Below are 17,859 nucleotides of genomic sequence, written 5' to 3'. Positions count from 1 at the left end.
ACGCATGGGACATCGGTACCGCGGGAAGATCGTCGTCGTCACCGGAGCATCGAGCGGCATCGGGAGGGCCGCAGCGCACGAGTTCGCCCGGCAGGGCGCGACGCTCGTGCTCGCCGCACGCGGCCACGACTCCCTGGAGGCCGCCGCCGCGGAGTGCCGGGTCCTCGGCGCCGACGCGGTGGCGATCCCCACGGACGTCGCCGACGAGCACCAGGTCAAGGACCTCATCGGCACGGTGACGAGTCGGCACGGCCGCATCGACGTCTTCGTCGGCAACGCCGCCCTGTTCGTCTACGGCCTGTTCGAACAGACCCCCACCGAGGCCTTCAAGCGCGTCGTCGACACCAACCTGTACGGGCACCTCAACGCCGTGACCCACCTGCTGCCGCACTGGAAGCAGCGCGGGAAGGGCACGTACGTGCTCGTCGGCTCGATCCAGTCGCTGCTCTCCGCGCCGTACCAGTCGGCCTACGTGACGAGCAAGCACGCGGCGCTCGGCCTGATCGACGTCCTCGGTGACGAGTTCGCCGGCACCGGCATCCACTTCACCGCGCTGCTGCCGTCGACGATCGACACCCCGATCTACCAGAACGGCGCCAACTACACCGGCAAGAACTCGCACCCGCTGCCGCCGACGGTGTCGGTCGAACGCGCGGGTCGTGCCGTCGTCACCGCCGCCACGCACCCGAAGCGGTACCGCTTCGTCGGCCGGATCCAGGCGTCGCTCGTGCCGCTGCAGTACGTGTTCCCGGGCCTGTTCCACAAGATCACGAAGCCCATGGTCGAGACCTTCGCGCTGCGCGGGAAGGCCGCGCCGACCGACGGCAACCTCTACGCCCCGGCGGACGCCGACAACGCCACGAACGGCGGTTGGGTCGCCAAGCGGCGACGCGTCACACGCCCCCTCGTGTGGCTCGGCGCGGCTGCTGCGGTCGGCGCGGTCGTGCTCGGCCGCGCGCGCCGGTAGACGGGCGTACCTGCCGAAACCGGGCGTACCTGCCGTGTTCTTCTCGGCAAGTACGCCCGATCTCGCTCGGTACTGCAGCCGTTCTGGGAAGGAACGGGCGGCTAGAACAGCTTCGCGCTCGCACGCCGGGCACCCTCGCCGAGGGACTCGAGCTTGGCCGCGGCGATCTGCGGGTGGATGCGGCCGCCGAGCCCGCAGTCGGTGCCGGCGATGACGCGCTCGCGCCCGACGACCGAGGCGAAGCGTTCGATGCGCTGCTCGACGAGATCGGGGTGCTCGACGACGTTCGTGGCGTGGCCGACGACACCCGGCACGATGACCTTGCCGTCGGGCAGGGTGACGTCCTGCCAGACGGTCCACTCGTGCTCGTGGCGGGCGTTCGCGGCCTCGAACGAGTAGGCGCCGGCGTCGATGTCGAGCATCAGGTCGACGATGTGGCGGAGCTCGATGTCGGTGGTGTGCGGGCCGTGCCAGGAGCCCCAGCACAGGTGGAAGCGGACGCGGCTGGTGTCGAGGCCCCTGAGCGCGTGGTTGAGCGCCTCGACGCGGATGCGGGTGAAGGCGCGGTAGTCCTCCAGGCTCGGCTCGGGGTTGATCTGGTCCCAGTTCTCGGCGATCGACGGGTCGTCGATCTGCAGCACGAGACCGGCGTCGAGGATGATCCGGTACTCCTCGCGCAGGGCGTCGGCCCAGGCCCAGATGTGCTCCTCGTCCGTCGCGTAGTACTCGTTCGCGACCCGGGCTGCCGAACCGGGCGAGAGGGCCGTGATGAACCCGTTGTCGGCACCGGCGGCCGCGACCGCGTGCGTGAGGTTGGCGGCGTCGGCGCGCGCGGCGTCGTGCCCGGTGTAGGTGATCGGGCCGGTCGTGGTGGGGAACGCGGTGGCGTTCTTGCCGGTGCCGATGCCCGACTCCGGGTCGGTGTAGGCGTCGCGGAAGATCGTCCAGTCGCGGCGGTCCGGGAAGCTCGTGAGCTGCACGTTGCCCGGGCTCGAGCGGACCGGCTCCTGCGTGAAGACGTTCTCCTCGGTGAGCGAGAGGCCGCTGACCCGCTGGAACGAGTACCCCCACCACGCGCCGTAGTCGACGCCGTTCGACATCGCCTTGCCGAACTCGCCGTCGCCCGGCTGCGTGATGCCGAGGGCGGTCTGGCGTGCGACGACGTCGTCGACCGCCGCGCTCGTCAGCTGACGGACCTCGTCGGTGGTCTCGAGCGTGAAGCCGTCCGCGCCCACGAGGCGGGCGGCGTTCGCGGCGATGAGCTCCGGCGTGCGGGGGAGCGAGCCGGCCGTGGTGGCCTGGACGTGGTCGGTGTTCTCGAAGGGCATGGGCCCAATGTGCCACGGGGGCGTCACGGTGGCCGGGGCGTTACGCGACGCGACGCGGTCCGGGGAGAATGGGACCCCTATGCCCAGCGCGCGCCCGACCTCCCGCATCCCGCTCAACACCCTCGCCGCACCGTTCGGCCTCGCCGGCTTCGCGGAGACCTGGTCGTACGCAGCACCCGTGCTCGGACTACCGGCCGTCGTCCCGCAGGTGTTCTGGGCGGTCGCGGCGGTGGCGTGGGTGTGGTTGCTCGGCGCGCACGTCCTGCGGGGCGTCCGCGTCGAGGAACGCCTGGTCGACCAGCTCCGCCACCCCGCGCAGGGGCCGATCGCGGCGCTGGTCCCCGCGACCGCGATGCTCCTCGGTGTCGACCTCGCTCGCTTCTGGGAGCTCGGCGGGCAGGTCCTCGTGCTGCTCGCGGTGACGGTCGCCGCCGGGTTCGCGGCGTGGTTGCTGAGCACGTGGTTCGAGGGGCGCCTCAGCCTCGAGGCCGTGCACGGCGGCTACCTGCTGCCGACCGTCGCCGCCGCCCTCGTGGCCGCCGTCGCCACCCACGAGGTCGGAGTCGGCTGGTCGTCGTGGGCCTGCTTCGGCGTCGGCGTGTTCTTCTGGGGCGTGATGACCGGGCTGCTGCTCATCCGGCTGTCGTTCCGTCCGGCACTGCCCGACCCGCTCGTCCCCACCATGGCGATCCTCGTGGCCCCGCCCGCGGTGGCGACCGTTTCCCTGTTCGCGCTCACCGACGACGCCCTCACCCTGCCCGTGCAGGCGATCGCCGGCCTCGGCGTCCTCATGCTCCTCGTGCAGCTCGCCCTGCTGCCCCGGTACGTCCGGCTGGGGTTCTCGCTCGGGTTCTGGTCCTTCGTGTTCCCGGCGGCGGCGGTCGCGACGGCGGCGATCGAGTGGTTCCGGGTGCTCGACCTGCCGGTGGCCTGGGTGCCCACGACCGTACTGCTCGTGCTGCTGACCCTGCTCGTCGCCGTGGTCGGGGTGCGGTCACTGAACCTGGCCGCGCGCCACCTGCTCGGGCAGGCGGAGTCGGTGCTGCACGCCGCCGACGACGAGGACGCGGCACCGGCGACGAGCTGACGCGCGAAGCCCCGAGACACGGAACGACATCCTCGACGTCGTGTGACGTCGAGGATGTCGTCCGGGGCCGATCCGCGCCAGTCAGGCGCTGACGGTCTCGTCCGCCGTCAGGACCGGGGCGATCGTGCCCGTCCGGGCGCCCTCGTACGCCGCCAGGATCATGCCGAGCACCGCGATGCCCTCCCGCTCGGAGTGGATCGGCCGCGTGCCGTCACGCAGGCACGCCCCGAACGCGCCGATCTCGGCCGCGAAGGTGTCGACCTCGTCGAAGGTGACCGACTCGCTCGCGCCGTCCCGCAGGTCCCACCGCAGCGTGGTGCCGTCGCTCGTCAGGGAGCCGTGCTCGCCGACGACGCTGAACCGCTCGGTGCCGGCGGCCGGGTCGTACGCCCAGCTCGTCACGAGCTGCCCCACGGCGCCGTTGTCGAAGCGGAACAGGGCCTGTGCCGAGTCCTCGCCCTCCATGAAGGCGAGTCGGTGCGTGGACAGCATCGCGGTGGCCTGCACCGGGACGCCGCCGGCCAGGTGCATGAGCAGGTAGCTCGGATGGTAGCCCGTGTCGATGAGCTCACCGCCGCCGCTCGTCGACGCGTGCGCACGCCACCCCATGTTCGACGGGTCGAACTCGTTGCGGAACGAGTCGGTGGTGCGGACCTCGTACACCGTGCCGAGCGCGCCGCCGTCGATGAGCTCCTTGGCCTTCGCGACCGCTGGCATGAACAGCTGGTTGTGCGCGCACATCAGGGTGATGCCGGACTCCGACACCGCACGCTGCACGTCGGCGGCCTCGTCGGGGCTCAGGCACAGCGGCTTCTCGCACAGCACGTGCTTGCCGGCCTTCGCGGCGGCGACGATCGCGTCGCGGTGCAGGTGGTGCGGCAGGCAGATGTCCACGGCGTCGATGTCCGCCTGCTCGAGCATCTCGAGGTAGTCGGTGAAGCAGGGGACGCCGAGCTCGGCGCCGCGCTCCTCGGCCGTGGCCGCGAACGCGTCGGCGACCGCGGCGACCCGGATCAGCTCCGGGTGCTGGGCGTACCCGCTGATGTGGAACGTGGCGATGCCCCCGCCGCCGATCAGGCCGACGCGGATGATGTCGCTGGACATGGTGACTCCTGTGGTGGGTTCGTGGCGTTGCACTGCTGGACTGCTGGGGCCGTCAGACGGATGCGCCGACGGGGGCGGCGTGCCCCGCGGCGTGGCCCGCGGGATGGCCCGCGGCGTCGTTCGCGGCGACCACCAGGCGGGTGAGCTCGACGGCGCGGGCGAGGTTGTCGTCGGCACGCGTGCCGGCGGCCACGTGGTCCACCCACTGTCCGAACGCGTCCTGGGTGTCGGCGGGGACCTCGAGGGTGACCGTCTCGTCGCCGTAGGCCGGTCCGCCGGCGGTGAGCCGGGCCTCCACGTCGGAGTAGGCGAGCCACCCCCGCGTGCCGGCCACGTCGATCGTGAACGGGGTGCCGGCGACGAAGCCGGCCTCGATCACGCCGATCGCCTGCGAGGGGTAGCCGACGGTGACCACGGCGTGGTCCTCGACCGCCCGGCCGGTGACCGAACGGTAGACGGCCGCGACGCTGTCCGGCCGTGCGCCGAGGAACAGCTGGGTCAGGTACACGGGGTGGCAGCCGAGGTCGGTGAGGGCGCCGCCGACCGCCGTCGCCGGGTCGAAGAAGCGCTCCGGCAGCCACGGTGCGACGGCACCGTCGTGCGAGAGCCGGACGCGGGAGGACGTGACGTCGCCGAGGCGACCCGCATCGAGCTCGCGCAGGATCGCGGCGGTGTACCCGTGGTAGAGCCGCGGGAGTGAGACGACGAGGGCGACGCGGGCCGTGTCGCAGGCGGCGATGACCGCCTCGCACTCCTCGACGGTGGGGGCGAGGAGCTTCTCGGTGAAGACGTGCTTGCCGGCCGCGGCGGCGCGCACGATGACGTCGCGGTGGACGTCGGTCGAGGTCGTGATCGTGACGGCGTCGACGTCCGGTCGGGCGAGCAGGGCGTCGAGGTCGTCGGTGAACTCGACACCGAACCGTTCGGCGCCGGCCCGGCCGCGCTCGGCGTCGTCGTCCCACACGGCCACGAGCTCGGTGCCGGGGTGGTCGACGGTCTGCTGCGCGTAGTCGCCGGCGTGGACGTGCCAGAAGCCGAGGACGGCGACGCGCAAGGGGGTGGAGGGCATGTGTCGGTGGTTCCTCTCGTGGTGACGGGCGGTGCGTTCCTGCTCAGATCCGGACCGTGTCGTAGTCCTTCGGCAGCGTGAACGGCGAGTACGTCTGCATCATCGGGTCGACGCGGTTCTGCGCACGCTCGACGGCCTCCTGCGGACTCGCGGTGCCGAGCAGGACGCTCGACCGCGCGTCGGCGAGGGAGTCCCACCACGCGCCGCCGACGGGCAGCGGCGGGCGGCAGGTGGACGCGCCGATCGACTCGGTGAAGAAGCGGATCGACTTCGCCGAGCCCTTCGGGTCCTCGAGCGCTGCGATGTTCGACGGCACGCTCGTGGCCGGCACCATGTAGGTCTCCTGACCCTGCTTGCTCGTGAAGTACTTCATGAGCTCCCACACGGCCTTGTTCTTCTTCGAGCCCTTCGGCACGCACAGCGCGAAGCCGCCGGACCAGGTGTACTTGTCGCCGCCGTCCTGCTGGGTCGGCAGGTACGCGGTGCCCCAGTCGAGGTCCTTCGGGCCGTAGTTGTCGAAGGTCTGGATCGTCGACGGGACGCTGACCATGAACGCCATCCGGTCCGCCATGAACGCGGTCTGTCCCGGCGGGTGCCCGGTCGGCTCGTAGGTCGCGATGAAGGTGTCGGCGTCCTTGTAGCCGTAGCGCTTCGCCCAGTCCTCGTAGAACTCGAAGATGCTCCGGACGCTCGCCGAGTCCATCGTCATCTTCGAGTCCTGCTGGTCGAAGTACGAGGCGCCCAGGCCGAGCCCCCACGTGAACGGCCAGCCTTCGCCGTACCAGGGGAGCAGTCCGACGTGCGTGTAGTTCCCGCCGGACTTCTTCGTGAGGCGTTCGCTGACGTCCCACATCCGGTCCATGCTCACCGGACCGTTGTGCTCCCAGTCGAACTCGTCCGGGTCGATCCCGGCGCCGGTGAGCATCTTCCGGTTCACGAACATGCCGCGGGCGTCGGTGTCGTGGGGGAGGCCGTAGGTCTTGCCCTGGTAGCTGACCTCGCCGATCGTGAACCCGAGCCACTGCGCCAGGAACTCGTCCTTCGGCTGGTCCTCGAACTCCTCGATCATGTCGTCGATCGGTTCGATGAGCCCGATCGCCGCGTACTGCGCCGCACTGAACCGGTCGAGGAGCCACAGGTCGGGGGCGGTGCCGCCGCGCACGGCCGTGATGATGCTCGTGGCGTCGCCGGTGCCCTGCGACGGCACGACGTTCACCTTCACGTCGACCTCGGGGTGGACCTCGTTGAAGTCCTTGATCACCTTCGTCTGGAACGGCACGAAGGTGCCCGTGACGCCCCAGATGGTGACCTGGTTCGGGTTGCTGCGCGCCCCGGAGCCACTCGCGCACGAGGCGGCGAGCAGTGCGAGCGCGCCGGCCCCGCCGGTGGCCGCGGCACCGCGGAGGAACGTTCGACGGTCGAATGCGCTGCTCACTTGAAGCTCCCGATCTGGACGCCCTTGATGAACGTCCGCTGGAACACGAAGAACAGGACCACGAGCGGCAGGATGATGAGCACCGATGCCGCCATCAGCTGGTTGAACTGGAAGTCCTGCGAGTTGTTGAGGCGGAAGATCTGCAGCCCGATGGACAGCGTCTGCACGTTCTCGTCCTGCAGGTAGATGAGCGGCCCGAGGAAGTCGTTCCAGGCGCCCACCGCCGCGAAGATCCCCACGGTGACGAGCGCCGCCCGGGCCTGCGGGAAGACGATCCGCCAGAGGATGCCCCACTCGGAGGCGCCGTCCATCCGCGCTGCGTTGAGCAGGTCCTTCGGGATCTGCAGCAGGAACTGCCGGAGCAGGAACACGTAGAACGCGGACCCGAACAGGCTCGGCACGATGAGCGGCAGGAAGGTGTTGATCCAGCCGAGTCGGGCGTACAGGTCGAACATCGGGATGAGCGTGACGGGGAACGGGATGAACAGCGTGGCGAGCACGACGTAGAACACCTTGTCGCGGCCGCGCCACTCGAGGCACGCGAACCCGTAGGCGATCACGAGGTTCGAGACCATCGAGAAGAGCGTCACGCAGACCGTGATGATGAGCGTGTTCCGGAAGAACGTGAAGAACGGCATCGCGTCGATCGCCTTGCCGAAGTTCGACCAGTCGAGCCACTGCGGGAACCAGGTGGGCGGGAAGGCACCGAGTTCGGAGTTGCCCTTCAGCGCCGAGATGACCATCCAGTAGATGGGGATGAGGAACAGCAGGCTCATCGCGATGAGGAGCACGCGGGCGAGGACGGACGACCACGGCGAGCGGATCGAGCCGTCGGCGTTGCGGGAGCGGTCGTCGGCACCCTTGCGGCCGCGGGGCCGGACGGCCTCGATCGACGAGGTGACGGTGTCGCGGTCCGGGTGTCGTTCAGTGCGCAGTGTCATCGGTCACTCCCCGGTCACGTCGTAGTTGACGAAGCGCTTGGACAGCCAGTACACGAGCCCGGACAGGATCATGCCGGCCAGGAACAGCAGCACGGCCATGGCGCTGGCGAACCCCAGCTGCGCGTAGCTGAACGCGTTCTTGTAGAGGTAGAGCATGTAGAACAACGTCCCGTTGTCCGGGCTGCCGAGGCCGCCGGTGCCGGACGAGATCACGTACGCCTCGGTGAAGACCTGCAGGCCGTTGCTGATGCCGGTGATCAGGTTGAACAGGATCACCGGCGAGAGCAGCGGCAGCGTCAGCGCGAAGAACTGCCGGACCGGTCCGGCGCCGTCCACGCGAGCGGCTTCGTACAGGGTCTTCGGGATCCCGCGCAGTCCGGCGAGGAAGATCAGCGCCGCGTTGCCGGCGCCCATCTGGGCGAGCGCGACGATGACGAGCTTCGCCGTGGTCGGGTCGCCGAGCAGGTTCGTCGCCGGGATCCCGACGAGCTTCATGACCTGGTTGACCAGGCCGGTCTGCGGGTTGACGAGCACCACGAAGATGAACGCCAGCGCGAAGGTGGGGATGAGCGACGGGATGTACAGCGCGGTCCGGTACCAGCCGATCTCGCGGACGTCCTGGTTCATCGCGATGGCGATGACGATGGCGATCACGATGCCGACGGGCACCGCGATCACGGCGTAGAACAGGGTGTTGCCGACCGCGGTGTGCACGAGCGGGTCGATGAACGCGGCGACGTAGTTGGCGAACCCGACCCAGGTGATGTCGGCCATGCCCGAGTACCGGGTCAGGCTGATCGCGAACGAGTAGATCAGGGGGTAGGCGATGAACACGAGCACGCCGAGGATCCACGGCGAGATGAACGCGATGCCGACGCGTAGCCGGCGTTTCTCGGCCGGGGTCCACGGATGCTTCTCGCGTGGTCGTCGACGGGCCGGAGCGTCACCGCCCGTGCGCGTCCGTGGTGGTGCAGTGGTCCCGGATCGTGTCGTCGTCGTCACGAGCGTCCCTTCCGACCCCGTGCCACGCCGGTGTGGCACAGGCGAATCCGTCGTCGGACGGGCGAACCGATCGCACCGTCGCGGTTTCAATCCAATTGATTGACAAATTCGTATGACCAGAGATGCTAGGGATCATGTCCGAGCCCCGTCAACCCCTTCCTGACACCGTGGTGCAGGGCAGAACGGGCGGCACGAACCTGGTGCGCGTCGGAGTCCAGAACCGTGCGCTCGTGCTCGACCTCGTCCGCCGCCGGGGGCCGTTCGCCCGAGCCGATCTGGTGCGTGCGACCGGGCTCAGCGCGCAGACGGTGTCGAACATCGCCGCCGGACTCGTGGGGGCGGGGCTGGTGCGCGAGGTGCCGGGCGGTGGGCGACGGCTCGAGGTCGTCGCGGGGTCGCGGTCGGCGATCGGGGTGCACCTCGACCCGGCGCACCTGGTCGTGGTGCGCACCGATCTGACCGGTGCCGTGCTGGCCGTCGAGCACGTCGACCTGGACGCGACCGACGACCCGGCGCGGACGCTCGACACGATGGCCGCGGCCGTGCGGCGCGTCCGCGGCGACGGCAGTCGGGCCCGCTCGCGCACCGACGCGTCCGCCCCTGCCGGCATCGGCCTGGCCGTCCCCGGATCGATCGACCCCGACGGCGTCCGGATGGGCACCCCCGCGCAGTTGCCCGCCTGGTGGTCGCTGCCCGTCACGGACGAGCTCGCCGCCCGGACCGGTCTGCCCGTGCTCCTCGAGAAGGACGGCGTCGCGAGCGCCCTCGGCGAGGTCTGGGCCGAGCCCGCTGCCGACGACATGGTGTCCGTCTTCCTCGGCCACGGGATCAGCGCGGCGACGGTCGCGGCCGGTGAGGTGGTCCGCGGCGCCACCGGCAACGCCGGCGAGTTCGGGGGCATGCCGGTCGAGGCGCACGGCCGCTGGACCGAGGTCTGGGAGGCCTGCCAGCCCCTGCAGCAGGTCCGGCGCGCGGTCACCGCCGGGCTGCTCCCCGCGGGGATCCCGCTCGACCGGGCCACCGACGTCCGACGCGCGTTCGAGCGGCTCTGCGCGACGCCGGCCGCGGCACCGCTGGTCGCCGAGGCCGGGGCCGCACTCGGATCCGCGCTCGCCCACGTCGTCGAGCTGCTCGACGTGCCGCGGGTCACGATCGGTGGCAGCGCGGCCCTCGCCGGCGGCGACGTCTTCATCGCGGCCGTCCGGGAGCGGCTCGCCGTCCGCCTGCCGCAGGGGCCGTTCCCGACGGTCGCGGCGACCGCCTTCGGCGAGGCCTCGGTCGCCCGCGGTGTGGCCTGCGCGGTGCTGCAGGCCGACCTCGCCGTGCCCGCCCCCGCCGTCCGCGGTGCCGGTCCGGTGCGTCGACCGGGAGGCCCGGTGCACCTCCGCAGCATCGCCCACCCCTGGTGAGCGGGCGCGTCCAGGGCACGGGGCCGGCAGCGCGCGTGACGCCGTGCGACGACGTCGGCGCGGCCGCCGTCGCGACGCCGTAGCGTCGGAGCATGAGCACGACGACGCCGACCGCATCCGACTTCGCCACCGAGTGGGCCGCCTGGCACGACGAGCACGAGCGGGCTCGGGCGAGCGAGCACGGCTTCCTGGCCATCACCAGCATCCGGTGGCTCACCGCGACACCCGAGCGCTTCGACGACGTACCCGGCACGTGGTCGACCGGCGATGGCGGCCCCGTCGTCGAACTCGCGGACGGCGAGACGGTCGAGGTCGACGGGCAGCCGGTCACCGGCACCCACCGCTTCGGGCCGTTGCCCGAACGGTCGAGCACCGCCGTGGTGTGGCAGGACGGCGACGAGTCCGTCGTGATCGAGGTCGCCCGACGCGGCGGCAGCGACGTCATCCGCCCACGGCACCCCGGCAACCCGACCCGGACCGAGTACCCCGGCACCCCGACGTACGAGCCGTCGGAACGCTTCGTGGTCGAGGCGCACTTCGAACCGTTCGACGAACCGCGCGAGGTCACCGTCGGCTCCGTCGTCGACGGCCTGCAGCACGTCTACTCGGCGCCGGGCGTGCTGACCTTCGACCTCGACGGGCCGCGGTCGCTGCTCGCGTTCAACGGGCACGGGGACGGCCTGCACGTCCTGTTCACCGACCGCACCAGCGGTGTCACGACGTACGCCGCCAACCGGAGCCTCGACGTCCCGGCGCCGGACGCCGCCGGGACCACCCGGATCGACTTCACCCGCGCGACGAACCTGCCGTGCGCGTACACCGCGCACGCGACGTGCCCGCTGCCCCCGGCCGAGAACCGGCTCGACGTGGCCGTCGAGGCGGGGGAGCGGCTGCCCGTCTGAGCGGTGTCGCTGGGGGCGCGCACGCCCGACGCGGAACGACGTCCTCGATGTCGTGCGACGACGAGGACGTCGTTCGTTGCGCGCGCGGGTCGTTGCAGCCGCGCGAGAGCGACGAGGTCGATGTCGCACGACGGCCACGGTGTCGTTCGGCGTCGGCGGTCAGCGTGCGCGTCAGGCGAGGGTGACGCGTTGCCAGGTGCTCGTCGCCCGCCACGCCCGCGCATCGAACGCGAACACGCTGCCCATGCCGGGCTGGTCGAGCGCGCGTGACACCGGCGCTCCGGTCAGGTCGGCGAGGAGCAGCGCCCCGACCGCACCGTGCGACACGATGGTCGCGTCGCCCGCCGCAGTGAGCCGCCGGACCGCTCCGACGATGCGGGCCTGGGCATCGACGGCCCGCTCCCACCCGCGCACCGACCGGGCCGGCTCCGCGAAGAACTGGTCGACGACCCCCTCGAACTCGGCCGGTGGCAGGTAGCCCGTCGCGCTGCGGTCGATCTCGCCGAGCAGCTCGTCCTGCGTCGGCACGAGCCCGACCGCGGCCCCGAGCAGCTCGGCGGTCTCGACGGCCTTGCGCTCCGTGCTCGACACGATGCGATCGACACCCGAGTCCCACGCCAGCGCGTCCGCCCGCCCGGCACGAGTGCGCCCCACGTCGGACAACCCCCACGACTCGATCGGTTCGGCGGGTTCCACGACGACCTCGGCGTGGCTCAGGAAGTACGAGACCATCCGGCGATCCTGGCACGGACCGGGGTGGTGTGTGCGTCGGGGGCTCGTCGTAGGGTGAGCGCGTGGAGTTCCCGGGGGAGGCGGCCGGCGCGCGTGACGCGTCGACCTCTCCGGGGTCACCCCGGGGCACGCAGGACCAGCAGGACGACACGCCCCGAGCAGGCGAGCGCGCTCCGCGCGCGACGCTGCACGGAGGCACCGACAGGTCCTCCGGGAACCCCACGCCCCTCGCAGTCGTCACCGCGGCGCTGGCCGATGCGTTCCTGACCGCCGAGCGGTGGGAGGCGGACGAGCTGACGGCCGTCGGGTACGTGGTCGTCGGCGTCGACCGCGCGTACGTCGGGCTCGCGGTCGCCGCCGCGCTCGAGGCGTACCCGCGGCCACCGGTGGACGCTCCGCGCGAGCTCGCCGCCGTGCTCGCCGTCGCGCCCCGGCTCGTGGCGCTGCACCGGTCGCGCGAGGACCGTCGGCCGATCCGGGTGCTCGTGCGCCGGGCCACCGCGGTCCGTGCCCGTCCGGAGACGGCGAGCCCGCTGCTCGTCGACACCCTGCCCGAGCTCGCGCGGGCACTCGACCTCACCGTCGGCCGGCTGCTCTGGCTCGCCGACACCCGCGCGTGGAACCGCCGCCAGGGACCCTCGAGTCCGCTCCACCACCACCGGCACGAGTGGATCACCCGGCCCGGTCGCGCGCCTCGCCTGCTCGAGAAGCCGATGGACATGCTCCGGCGCACCCAACGGACGATCCTCGACGAGCTCCTGACGATGCTGCCGGTGCACGACGCCGCGCACGGCTTCGTGCCCGGCCGGAGCGTCGTCACGGGAGCAGCGGTGCACACCGGTCAGCAGGTCGTGGTCACCGCGGACCTCACGACGTTCTTCGCGAGCGTCTCCGCGCCGACCGTGTACGGTGTCTTCCGGGCTGCCGGGTTCGCGGAGCCGCTCGCGCACGTGCTGACCGGGCTCTGCACCCACCGGGTACCGGTCCACGTGCTCAGCGCGATGCCGGCCGGCGGCTCGCCGGAGGAGCGCCACGCGCTGCGTCAGGCCCTGGCGACGGCGCACCTTCCCCAGGGTGCACCGACGTCGCCCGCGCTGGCGAACACCTCGCTCCGGCACCTCGACGCCCGGCTGGCCGGGTGGGCCGGCGCCGTCGACGCGGTGTACACCCGCTACGCCGACGACCTGACGTTCAGCGGCGGCGACCGGCTCGCCGCGCGACCGGACGCGTTCCTGCGGGGCGTCGACCGCATCGTGACCGAGCAGGGGCACCGCCTCAACCCGTCGAAGACCCGGGTGCGGCGTCGTGGCGTCCGGCAGTCGGTCACGGGTGTCGTGGTCAACGAGCGGCCGTCGCCCGGGCGCCGCGAGGTCGACCGGCTGCACGCCGTCCTGCACAACGCCGCGGTGCACGGGCCTGCCTCGCAGAACCGTTCGGGTCACCCGGAGTTCCGGGCGCACCTGCTCGGGCGCATCGGGTGGGTCGAGCAGGTCAACCCGGGCCGCGCCCGACGGCTCCGCGAGGAGTTCGCCCGCATCGTGTGGTGATGCCCTCGGCGGACCCTGTGACGTCCGGTTGCGCTCCGTTGCCCCGCGTTGCGGCGGCCGGCCGCACCGCGATCGCACCTGGGTAGCGTGCCGCCATGTGTCCGAGTGAGATCCCGGCCGACGACCGCTACGACGAGCTGATCGCACCGCTCCGGCCCGTCATCGAGCGGATCGGCATCGACGCCCGCCAGCGGGAACGCGAGGAGCGTCTCGCCACGGAACAGCTCGGCTGGCTCGTCGACGCGGGCTTCGCACGGTGGCGGACGCCGGTCGCGTGGGGCGGGGTCGGTGCCCGTCTGTCCGACGTGTTCCGGGCGATCGCCGAGATCGCCGAGGTCGACCCGAACCTGGCGCACGTGTGGCGGAACCACTTCTCGTTCGTCGAGGACCGCGTGCACGCCGAGGGCACCGCGTTCGACCGTGCGATCGTCACGCGGCTCGGTGACGGCGAGTTCGTCGGGGGCGGGTGGAGCGAGTCGCCGAACCCGGCCGGGGGCGACCTGACCACGCGGATCGTCCGCGACCCGGACGGGTCCTGGCGGCTGACCGGCCGGAAGTTCTACTCGACGGGCAGCGTCTACGCCCGGTGGATCACGGTCCTGGCGCTCGACGACACCGGTGCACGGTTCGTCGCGCTCGTCGACGCGCAGGACCCCGGGGTCGTGGTGGGTGACGACTGGGACGGCTTCGGCCAGCGCATCACCGGCAGCGGGAGCGTGACGTACACCGACGTGCCGGTGCCCGACGAGCGGGTGCTGCCGTACGCGACCCGGTACCCGTACCAGGAGCAGTACTACCAGACCGTGATGCACGCGATCCTCGTCGGCATCGGCCGCGCTGCCCTGCGGGAGGGCGTCGACGCACTCCGATCCCGGGCGCGCGGACACCACAACGGCACCGCTGCCGACCCGGGCCGCGATCCGGAGCTGTTGAGCGTGATCGGTACCGTCGACGCCCGGGTGCACGCCGCCGACGCCGCGTTCGCCGCGAGTCTCGGCCCGGTGGACGCGGCCGTCGACCGGCACACCGCCCTGCGTGCGGCCGGTGCGGAACCGTCGACCGACCCGGTGCTCCGGGCGGCGCTCGAACGCAGCTGGGTCGCCGTGGCGCGCGCCCAGACGGTCGTCACCGACGCGGTGCTCGACGCGACGACGCTGGTGTTCGACGCCCTCGGGTCCTCGGGGACGTTCCGCTCGCTCGGCCTCGACCGGCACTGGCGGAACGCCCGCACCCTGTCGTCGCACAACCCGCGGGTGCACAAGCGCCGCATCGTCGCCGACCTGCTCGTCAACGGTGCGAGTCCGCTGGATCGCTGACCGATGACCGATGACCGTAACGGACCGTCACGGAGCGCAACCCGCCGACACCTGCGTGCGCCGCGCCAAGGCGAGCCCCTACGGTCGGTGCACCGGCTCGCCACGGACGCTGGGGAGGCGACCGTGGCGGGCCGTTCTGCGCACCCGAACGGGAGGACCACCGTGACCACCGCCCCCGCACCACCCGTCGTCGCCGTGCCGGACGCGGACCTCGCAGCAGCGGCAGCCACACCCGGCGGCATCGACCGACTCGCGGACCGCCTCGCCGGTTCCGGTGCCGCCGTCGTCGCCGTCGGCACCGACCGCTTCGATCCGGCGACGAGCACCGCCCATCGACTGGACCCCACCACCGCGACACTCGCCCTCGGCCGTGCGCTGCCGGACCACGGGTTCCTCGTCGCCGTGGCCCCGACCCGCGAGCACCCGTACAACGCCGCCCGCCGGGTCCTCTCGCTCGACCACGTCCTGGACGGTCGGGTAGGCGCCGTCGTCGGTGCCCGCGACCACGGCGCACCGAACACCGGAGTCCCGAGCACCGGCGCACCGCACGACCCTGCCGAGTTCGCCCGGGTGCTCCGCGGGCTGTGGCGCACCTGGCCGCTCGACAGCATCGTCGGGGACCGCACGTCGGGGCTCTTCGCGCACATCGACCGGATCCGACCGCTCGACCACGACGGCGGACCGGACGGCTACCGCGTCCGGGGACCGCTCACGACGCCGTCGAGCCGGCAGGGTGAACCCGTCCTCGCGGTCTGGCACGACGTCGACCTGCCCGGAGCGGACCTCGTCCTGGGCGGGACCGCGCACCCGCTCGCACCGCTGCCGGCGGCGAGGTCCGAGGCGGAGCCGCACCGGGCCTCCCGGTCGACCGCGACGCGACCACCACGGCCACCGCGAGCAGCGCGACCGACGCTCCGCACCCTGCTGGGACTCCCGGACCCGACGGCGGTGACCGCGTGACGGGCCCGGCCGACGACGCCGGGCTGATCCTCGGCGTGAACCTGCAGGGCTTCGGGCAGCGCCCCGCGGCCTGGCGGACCCAGGACGTCGAGCCCACCGACCTGCTCACGGCGGAGTTCTGGGCCGACCTCGGGCGCACCGCCGAACGCGGCCTGCTCGACATGGTGTTCTTCGCCGACCACCCGGCGTTCGGCGACCCGAACGTCCGCGCCTACGGGTTGCTCGAGCCGTTCGTGGCGCTCGGGGCGATCGCCGACGCGACGAGCCACCTCGGGTTGGTCGGCACCGCGTCGACGACGTACAACGACCCGTTCGACGTCGCCGAGCGGCTGCTGTCGCTGGACACGGTGTCCGGCGGACGCGTCGCGTGGAACGCCGTCACCACCTACGACCGCTCGGTGTCCGCGAACTTCGGCGTCGCGACGAACCCCGACCGGCCCGAGCGCTACGCCCGTGCGGGGGAGTTCGTGGACCTGGTGACGGCGCTCTGGCGGTCCGCCGCCACCGGGGTCCCCGTCGTGCACCACGGCGGGTTCCTGGACCTCGAGGGCGTGCTCCGGGTCCCGCCGTCGGCGCAGGGCCACCCGGTCGTGTTCCAGGCCGGGGGATCGCCCCACGGCCGCGACCTGGCGGCACGCGTCGCCGAGGGGGTCTTCGCCGTCGAGTTGACGCCGGAACCGGCGCGGGAGCACCGCCGCGCCGTCAAGGCCGCTGCGGAGACGCACGGGCGGAGCGCAGCGGACGTCGCGATCGTGCCGGGGTTGTCGCTCGTGCTCGGCAGCACCGAGGCCGAGGCGCAGCGCCGGTTCGACGAGCTCGAGGCCCTCGCGCCGGACGGCTACTCGCTCCGGGCGCTCGGGACGCACCTCGACGCCGACCTCTCGGGGCTCGACCCGGACGCGCCGATCCCGTCGGCGATCCTCGACCGCGAGGTCGACCCGGTCACCTACGGGCCCTCGCTCGGGTACCACGAGACCGTCGTGCGGTGGGTGCGCGCCAACAACACCTCGTTGCGGGACGTGCTGCGGGGCTTCGGTGGGTACGGCGCCCGGATCGTGGTCGGGACCCCGGAACAGGCCGCCGACACCATCGAGGACTGGTACCGCACCGGTGCCGCCGACGGCTTCAACCTGATGATCGACGAGTTCCCGCGGGGCCTCGAGACCGTCGTGGACGAGCTCGTGCCGATCCTGCAGCGCCGCGGGGTGTTCCACCGGTCGTACGAGGACGTGACGCTGCGCGGGCGGTTCGCCGCGCGTGCCCGCGGGCTCTGACGTCGCACGGTGCGCGGTCCGCGGTACGGCCGCGCTGCTGCACCGTGCGCGTGCGTTCACACGGTGCGAGGTTGGTCGCACCGTGCGGGCTCGCAGCCGCTCACGGTGCGAGCAACCTCGCACCGACCGACGGAAGCCGCACCGTGCGGACCGCGCGTCCCGCACCGACCGCACCGCGCGTCCCGCACCCCGCGTGACGCCGTGTGACGGCCGGCGCTGCGGCCCGCGTCACACGGCGACACCGCCGGTCACGGTCCGCAACACCCGTCGCCTCGGGGCCACGACCGCCCTAGCGTCGCCGACATGACCGACTACCTCGACCGCGAGCAGGACAAGACCTTCACGAAGGTCTACAAGCAGCAGACCCCGGACATCCTCAAGGCCTTCGTCCAGTTCGACGAGTCGGTGTTCCAGGCCGAGGGCCGCGCGATCCCGCTGAAGTACCGGGAGCTCATCGCCCTCGCCGTCGGCATCACCACGCAGTGCGTCTACTGCATCGACGGCCACAGCCAGCGCGCCGTGACGGCCGGCGCGACCGAGGCCGAGCTCGCCGAGGCCGCCTGGGTCGCCACCGCGATCCGCGCCGGCGGCGGGTTCGCGCACGGCCGACTCGGCTTCAAGTTCGGCGCCGACGCGACCCCCGCCGACGCGACCCCCGCCGACGCGGCACCGGCCGACGCGGCACCGGCCCATGCGACCCCGGCCCACGCGGCCCCCGCCCACGCGACCCCCGCCGACTCGGCACCGGCCGCCGCCGACCACGCCGCGCACACCCACTAGGAGGAC

The 17,859-nt window shown here is 72.4% G+C and carries 16 protein-coding genes; 9 read left to right on the top strand and 7 right to left on the bottom strand.

Features of this window, described 5'->3' with window-relative positions; genetic code table 11:
* Positions 1-4 precede the first annotated feature (4 nt).
* Entirely contained in the window at positions 5-967 is a 963-nt protein-coding gene (locus tag EDF63_RS09765; RefSeq protein WP_123312827.1) for an SDR family oxidoreductase, read from the top strand.
* Positions 968-1,068: 101 nt separating this feature from the next.
* On the opposite strand, the gene EDF63_RS09760 is transcribed toward EDF63_RS09765, so the two are convergent.
* Positions 1,069-2,295, bottom strand: coding sequence for a cobalamin-independent methionine synthase II family protein (locus EDF63_RS09760; RefSeq protein ID WP_123312826.1), 1,227 nt, complete (start codon positions 2,293-2,295; stop codon positions 1,069-1,071).
* A 79-nt stretch (positions 2,296-2,374) separates the two neighbouring features.
* On the opposite strand from EDF63_RS09760, the gene EDF63_RS09755 reads away from it, so the two are divergent.
* Positions 2,375-3,382: a transporter gene (locus EDF63_RS09755; protein ID WP_123312825.1), complete on the top strand. Its 1,008-nt coding sequence runs from the start codon at positions 2,375-2,377 to the stop codon at positions 3,380-3,382.
* 81 nt (positions 3,383-3,463) lie between these two features.
* Here the strand turns inward: EDF63_RS09755 and EDF63_RS09750 are convergent, their stop codons facing one another.
* The 5 genes from EDF63_RS09750 to EDF63_RS09730 are packed head-to-tail and all read right to left on the bottom strand — an operon-like array spanning position 3,464 to position 8,771.
* Positions 3,464-4,486 carry a Gfo/Idh/MocA family protein gene (locus EDF63_RS09750; protein WP_123312824.1) on the bottom strand — a complete coding sequence of 341 codons (1,023 nt, stop codon included), beginning with the start codon at positions 4,484-4,486 and terminating at the stop codon, positions 3,464-3,466.
* Between the two features lie 52 nt (positions 4,487-4,538).
* Positions 4,539-5,555: a Gfo/Idh/MocA family protein gene (locus EDF63_RS09745; RefSeq protein ID WP_123312823.1), complete on the bottom strand. Its 1,017-nt coding sequence runs from the start codon at positions 5,553-5,555 to the stop codon at positions 4,539-4,541.
* 43 nt (positions 5,556-5,598) lie between these two features.
* Positions 5,599-6,990: an ABC transporter substrate-binding protein gene (locus EDF63_RS09740; RefSeq protein ID WP_185021359.1), complete on the bottom strand. Its 1,392-nt coding sequence runs from the start codon at positions 6,988-6,990 to the stop codon at positions 5,599-5,601.
* Positions 6,987-7,931, bottom strand: coding sequence for a carbohydrate ABC transporter permease (locus EDF63_RS09735; RefSeq protein ID WP_123312821.1), 945 nt, complete (start codon positions 7,929-7,931; stop codon positions 6,987-6,989). The genes EDF63_RS09740 and EDF63_RS09735 overlap by 4 nt, the downstream gene beginning before the upstream one ends.
* Positions 7,932-7,934: 3 nt before the next feature.
* Positions 7,935-8,771 carry a carbohydrate ABC transporter permease gene (locus tag EDF63_RS09730; protein ID WP_260233043.1) on the bottom strand — a complete coding sequence of 279 codons (837 nt, stop codon included), beginning with the start codon at positions 8,769-8,771 and terminating at the stop codon, positions 7,935-7,937.
* Positions 8,772-9,067: 296 nt separating this feature from the next.
* Between EDF63_RS09730 and EDF63_RS09725 the strand changes: the two genes are divergently transcribed.
* Positions 9,068-10,342: an ROK family transcriptional regulator gene (locus EDF63_RS09725; RefSeq protein WP_185021358.1), complete on the top strand. Its 1,275-nt coding sequence runs from the start codon at positions 9,068-9,070 to the stop codon at positions 10,340-10,342.
* A gap of 92 nt (positions 10,343-10,434) precedes the next feature.
* Positions 10,435-11,244: a DUF1684 domain-containing protein gene (locus EDF63_RS09720; protein ID WP_123312818.1), complete on the top strand. Its 810-nt coding sequence runs from the start codon at positions 10,435-10,437 to the stop codon at positions 11,242-11,244.
* 171 nt (positions 11,245-11,415) lie between these two features.
* Here the strand turns inward: EDF63_RS09720 and EDF63_RS09715 are convergent, their stop codons facing one another.
* Positions 11,416-11,976, bottom strand: coding sequence for a histidine phosphatase family protein (locus EDF63_RS09715; RefSeq protein WP_123312817.1), 561 nt, complete (start codon positions 11,974-11,976; stop codon positions 11,416-11,418).
* Between the two features lie 62 nt (positions 11,977-12,038).
* On the opposite strand from EDF63_RS09715, the gene EDF63_RS09710 reads away from it, so the two are divergent.
* From EDF63_RS09710 to EDF63_RS09690, 5 genes are all read left to right on the top strand, one after another.
* Positions 12,039-13,523 carry a reverse transcriptase family protein gene (locus EDF63_RS09710; RefSeq protein WP_123312816.1) on the top strand — a complete coding sequence of 495 codons (1,485 nt, stop codon included), beginning with the start codon at positions 12,039-12,041 and terminating at the stop codon, positions 13,521-13,523.
* A 95-nt stretch (positions 13,524-13,618) separates the two neighbouring features.
* On the top strand, positions 13,619-14,839 hold the full coding sequence (locus tag EDF63_RS09705; RefSeq protein WP_123312815.1) for an acyl-CoA dehydrogenase family protein: 1,221 nt from the start codon (positions 13,619-13,621) through the stop codon (positions 14,837-14,839).
* A 162-nt stretch (positions 14,840-15,001) separates the two neighbouring features.
* On the top strand, positions 15,002-15,799 hold the full coding sequence (locus EDF63_RS09700; protein WP_185021357.1) for an LLM class flavin-dependent oxidoreductase: 798 nt from the start codon (positions 15,002-15,004) through the stop codon (positions 15,797-15,799).
* On the top strand, positions 15,796-17,073 hold the full coding sequence (locus EDF63_RS09695) for an LLM class flavin-dependent oxidoreductase (RefSeq protein WP_221180545.1): 1,278 nt from the start codon (positions 15,796-15,798) through the stop codon (positions 17,071-17,073). Before EDF63_RS09700 ends, EDF63_RS09695 begins: the two co-directional genes overlap by 4 nt.
* 303 nt (positions 17,074-17,376) lie before the next feature.
* Positions 17,377-17,853: a carboxymuconolactone decarboxylase family protein gene (locus EDF63_RS09690; protein ID WP_123312813.1), complete on the top strand. Its 477-nt coding sequence runs from the start codon at positions 17,377-17,379 to the stop codon at positions 17,851-17,853.
* Positions 17,854-17,859: the final 6 nt, after the last annotated feature.

Source organism: Curtobacterium sp. JUb34, assembly GCF_003755065.1.
GTDB lineage: Bacteria > Actinomycetota > Actinomycetes > Actinomycetales > Microbacteriaceae > Curtobacterium.
Note: the sequence above shows the minus strand (reverse complement) of the source record. Positions and strands in the feature narration are given on the sequence as shown.

Bases quoted from the DNA above. Each gene is read 5' to 3' on its own strand.
- EDF63_RS09725 (WP_185021358.1), top strand. From the start codon at position 9,068: ATGTCCGAGCCCCGTCAACCCCTTCCTGACACCGTGGTGCAGGGCAGA.
- EDF63_RS09735 (WP_123312821.1), bottom strand. From the start codon at position 7,931: ATGACACTGCGCACTGAACGACACCCGGACCGCGACACCGTCACCTCG.
- EDF63_RS09755 (WP_123312825.1), top strand. From the start codon at position 2,375: ATGCCCAGCGCGCGCCCGACCTCCCGCATCCCGCTCAACACCCTCGCC.
- EDF63_RS09760 (WP_123312826.1), bottom strand. From the start codon at position 2,295: ATGCCCTTCGAGAACACCGACCACGTCCAGGCCACCACGGCCGGCTCG.
- EDF63_RS09690 (WP_123312813.1), top strand. From the start codon at position 17,377: ATGACCGACTACCTCGACCGCGAGCAGGACAAGACCTTCACGAAGGTC.
- EDF63_RS09750 (WP_123312824.1), bottom strand. From the start codon at position 4,486: ATGTCCAGCGACATCATCCGCGTCGGCCTGATCGGCGGCGGGGGCATC.
- EDF63_RS09765 (WP_123312827.1), top strand. From the start codon at position 5: ATGGGACATCGGTACCGCGGGAAGATCGTCGTCGTCACCGGAGCATCG.
- EDF63_RS09720 (WP_123312818.1), top strand. From the start codon at position 10,435: ATGAGCACGACGACGCCGACCGCATCCGACTTCGCCACCGAGTGGGCC.
- EDF63_RS09705 (WP_123312815.1), top strand. From the start codon at position 13,619: ATGTGTCCGAGTGAGATCCCGGCCGACGACCGCTACGACGAGCTGATC.
- EDF63_RS09745 (WP_123312823.1), bottom strand. From the start codon at position 5,555: ATGCCCTCCACCCCCTTGCGCGTCGCCGTCCTCGGCTTCTGGCACGTC.
- EDF63_RS09715 (WP_123312817.1), bottom strand. From the start codon at position 11,976: ATGGTCTCGTACTTCCTGAGCCACGCCGAGGTCGTCGTGGAACCCGCC.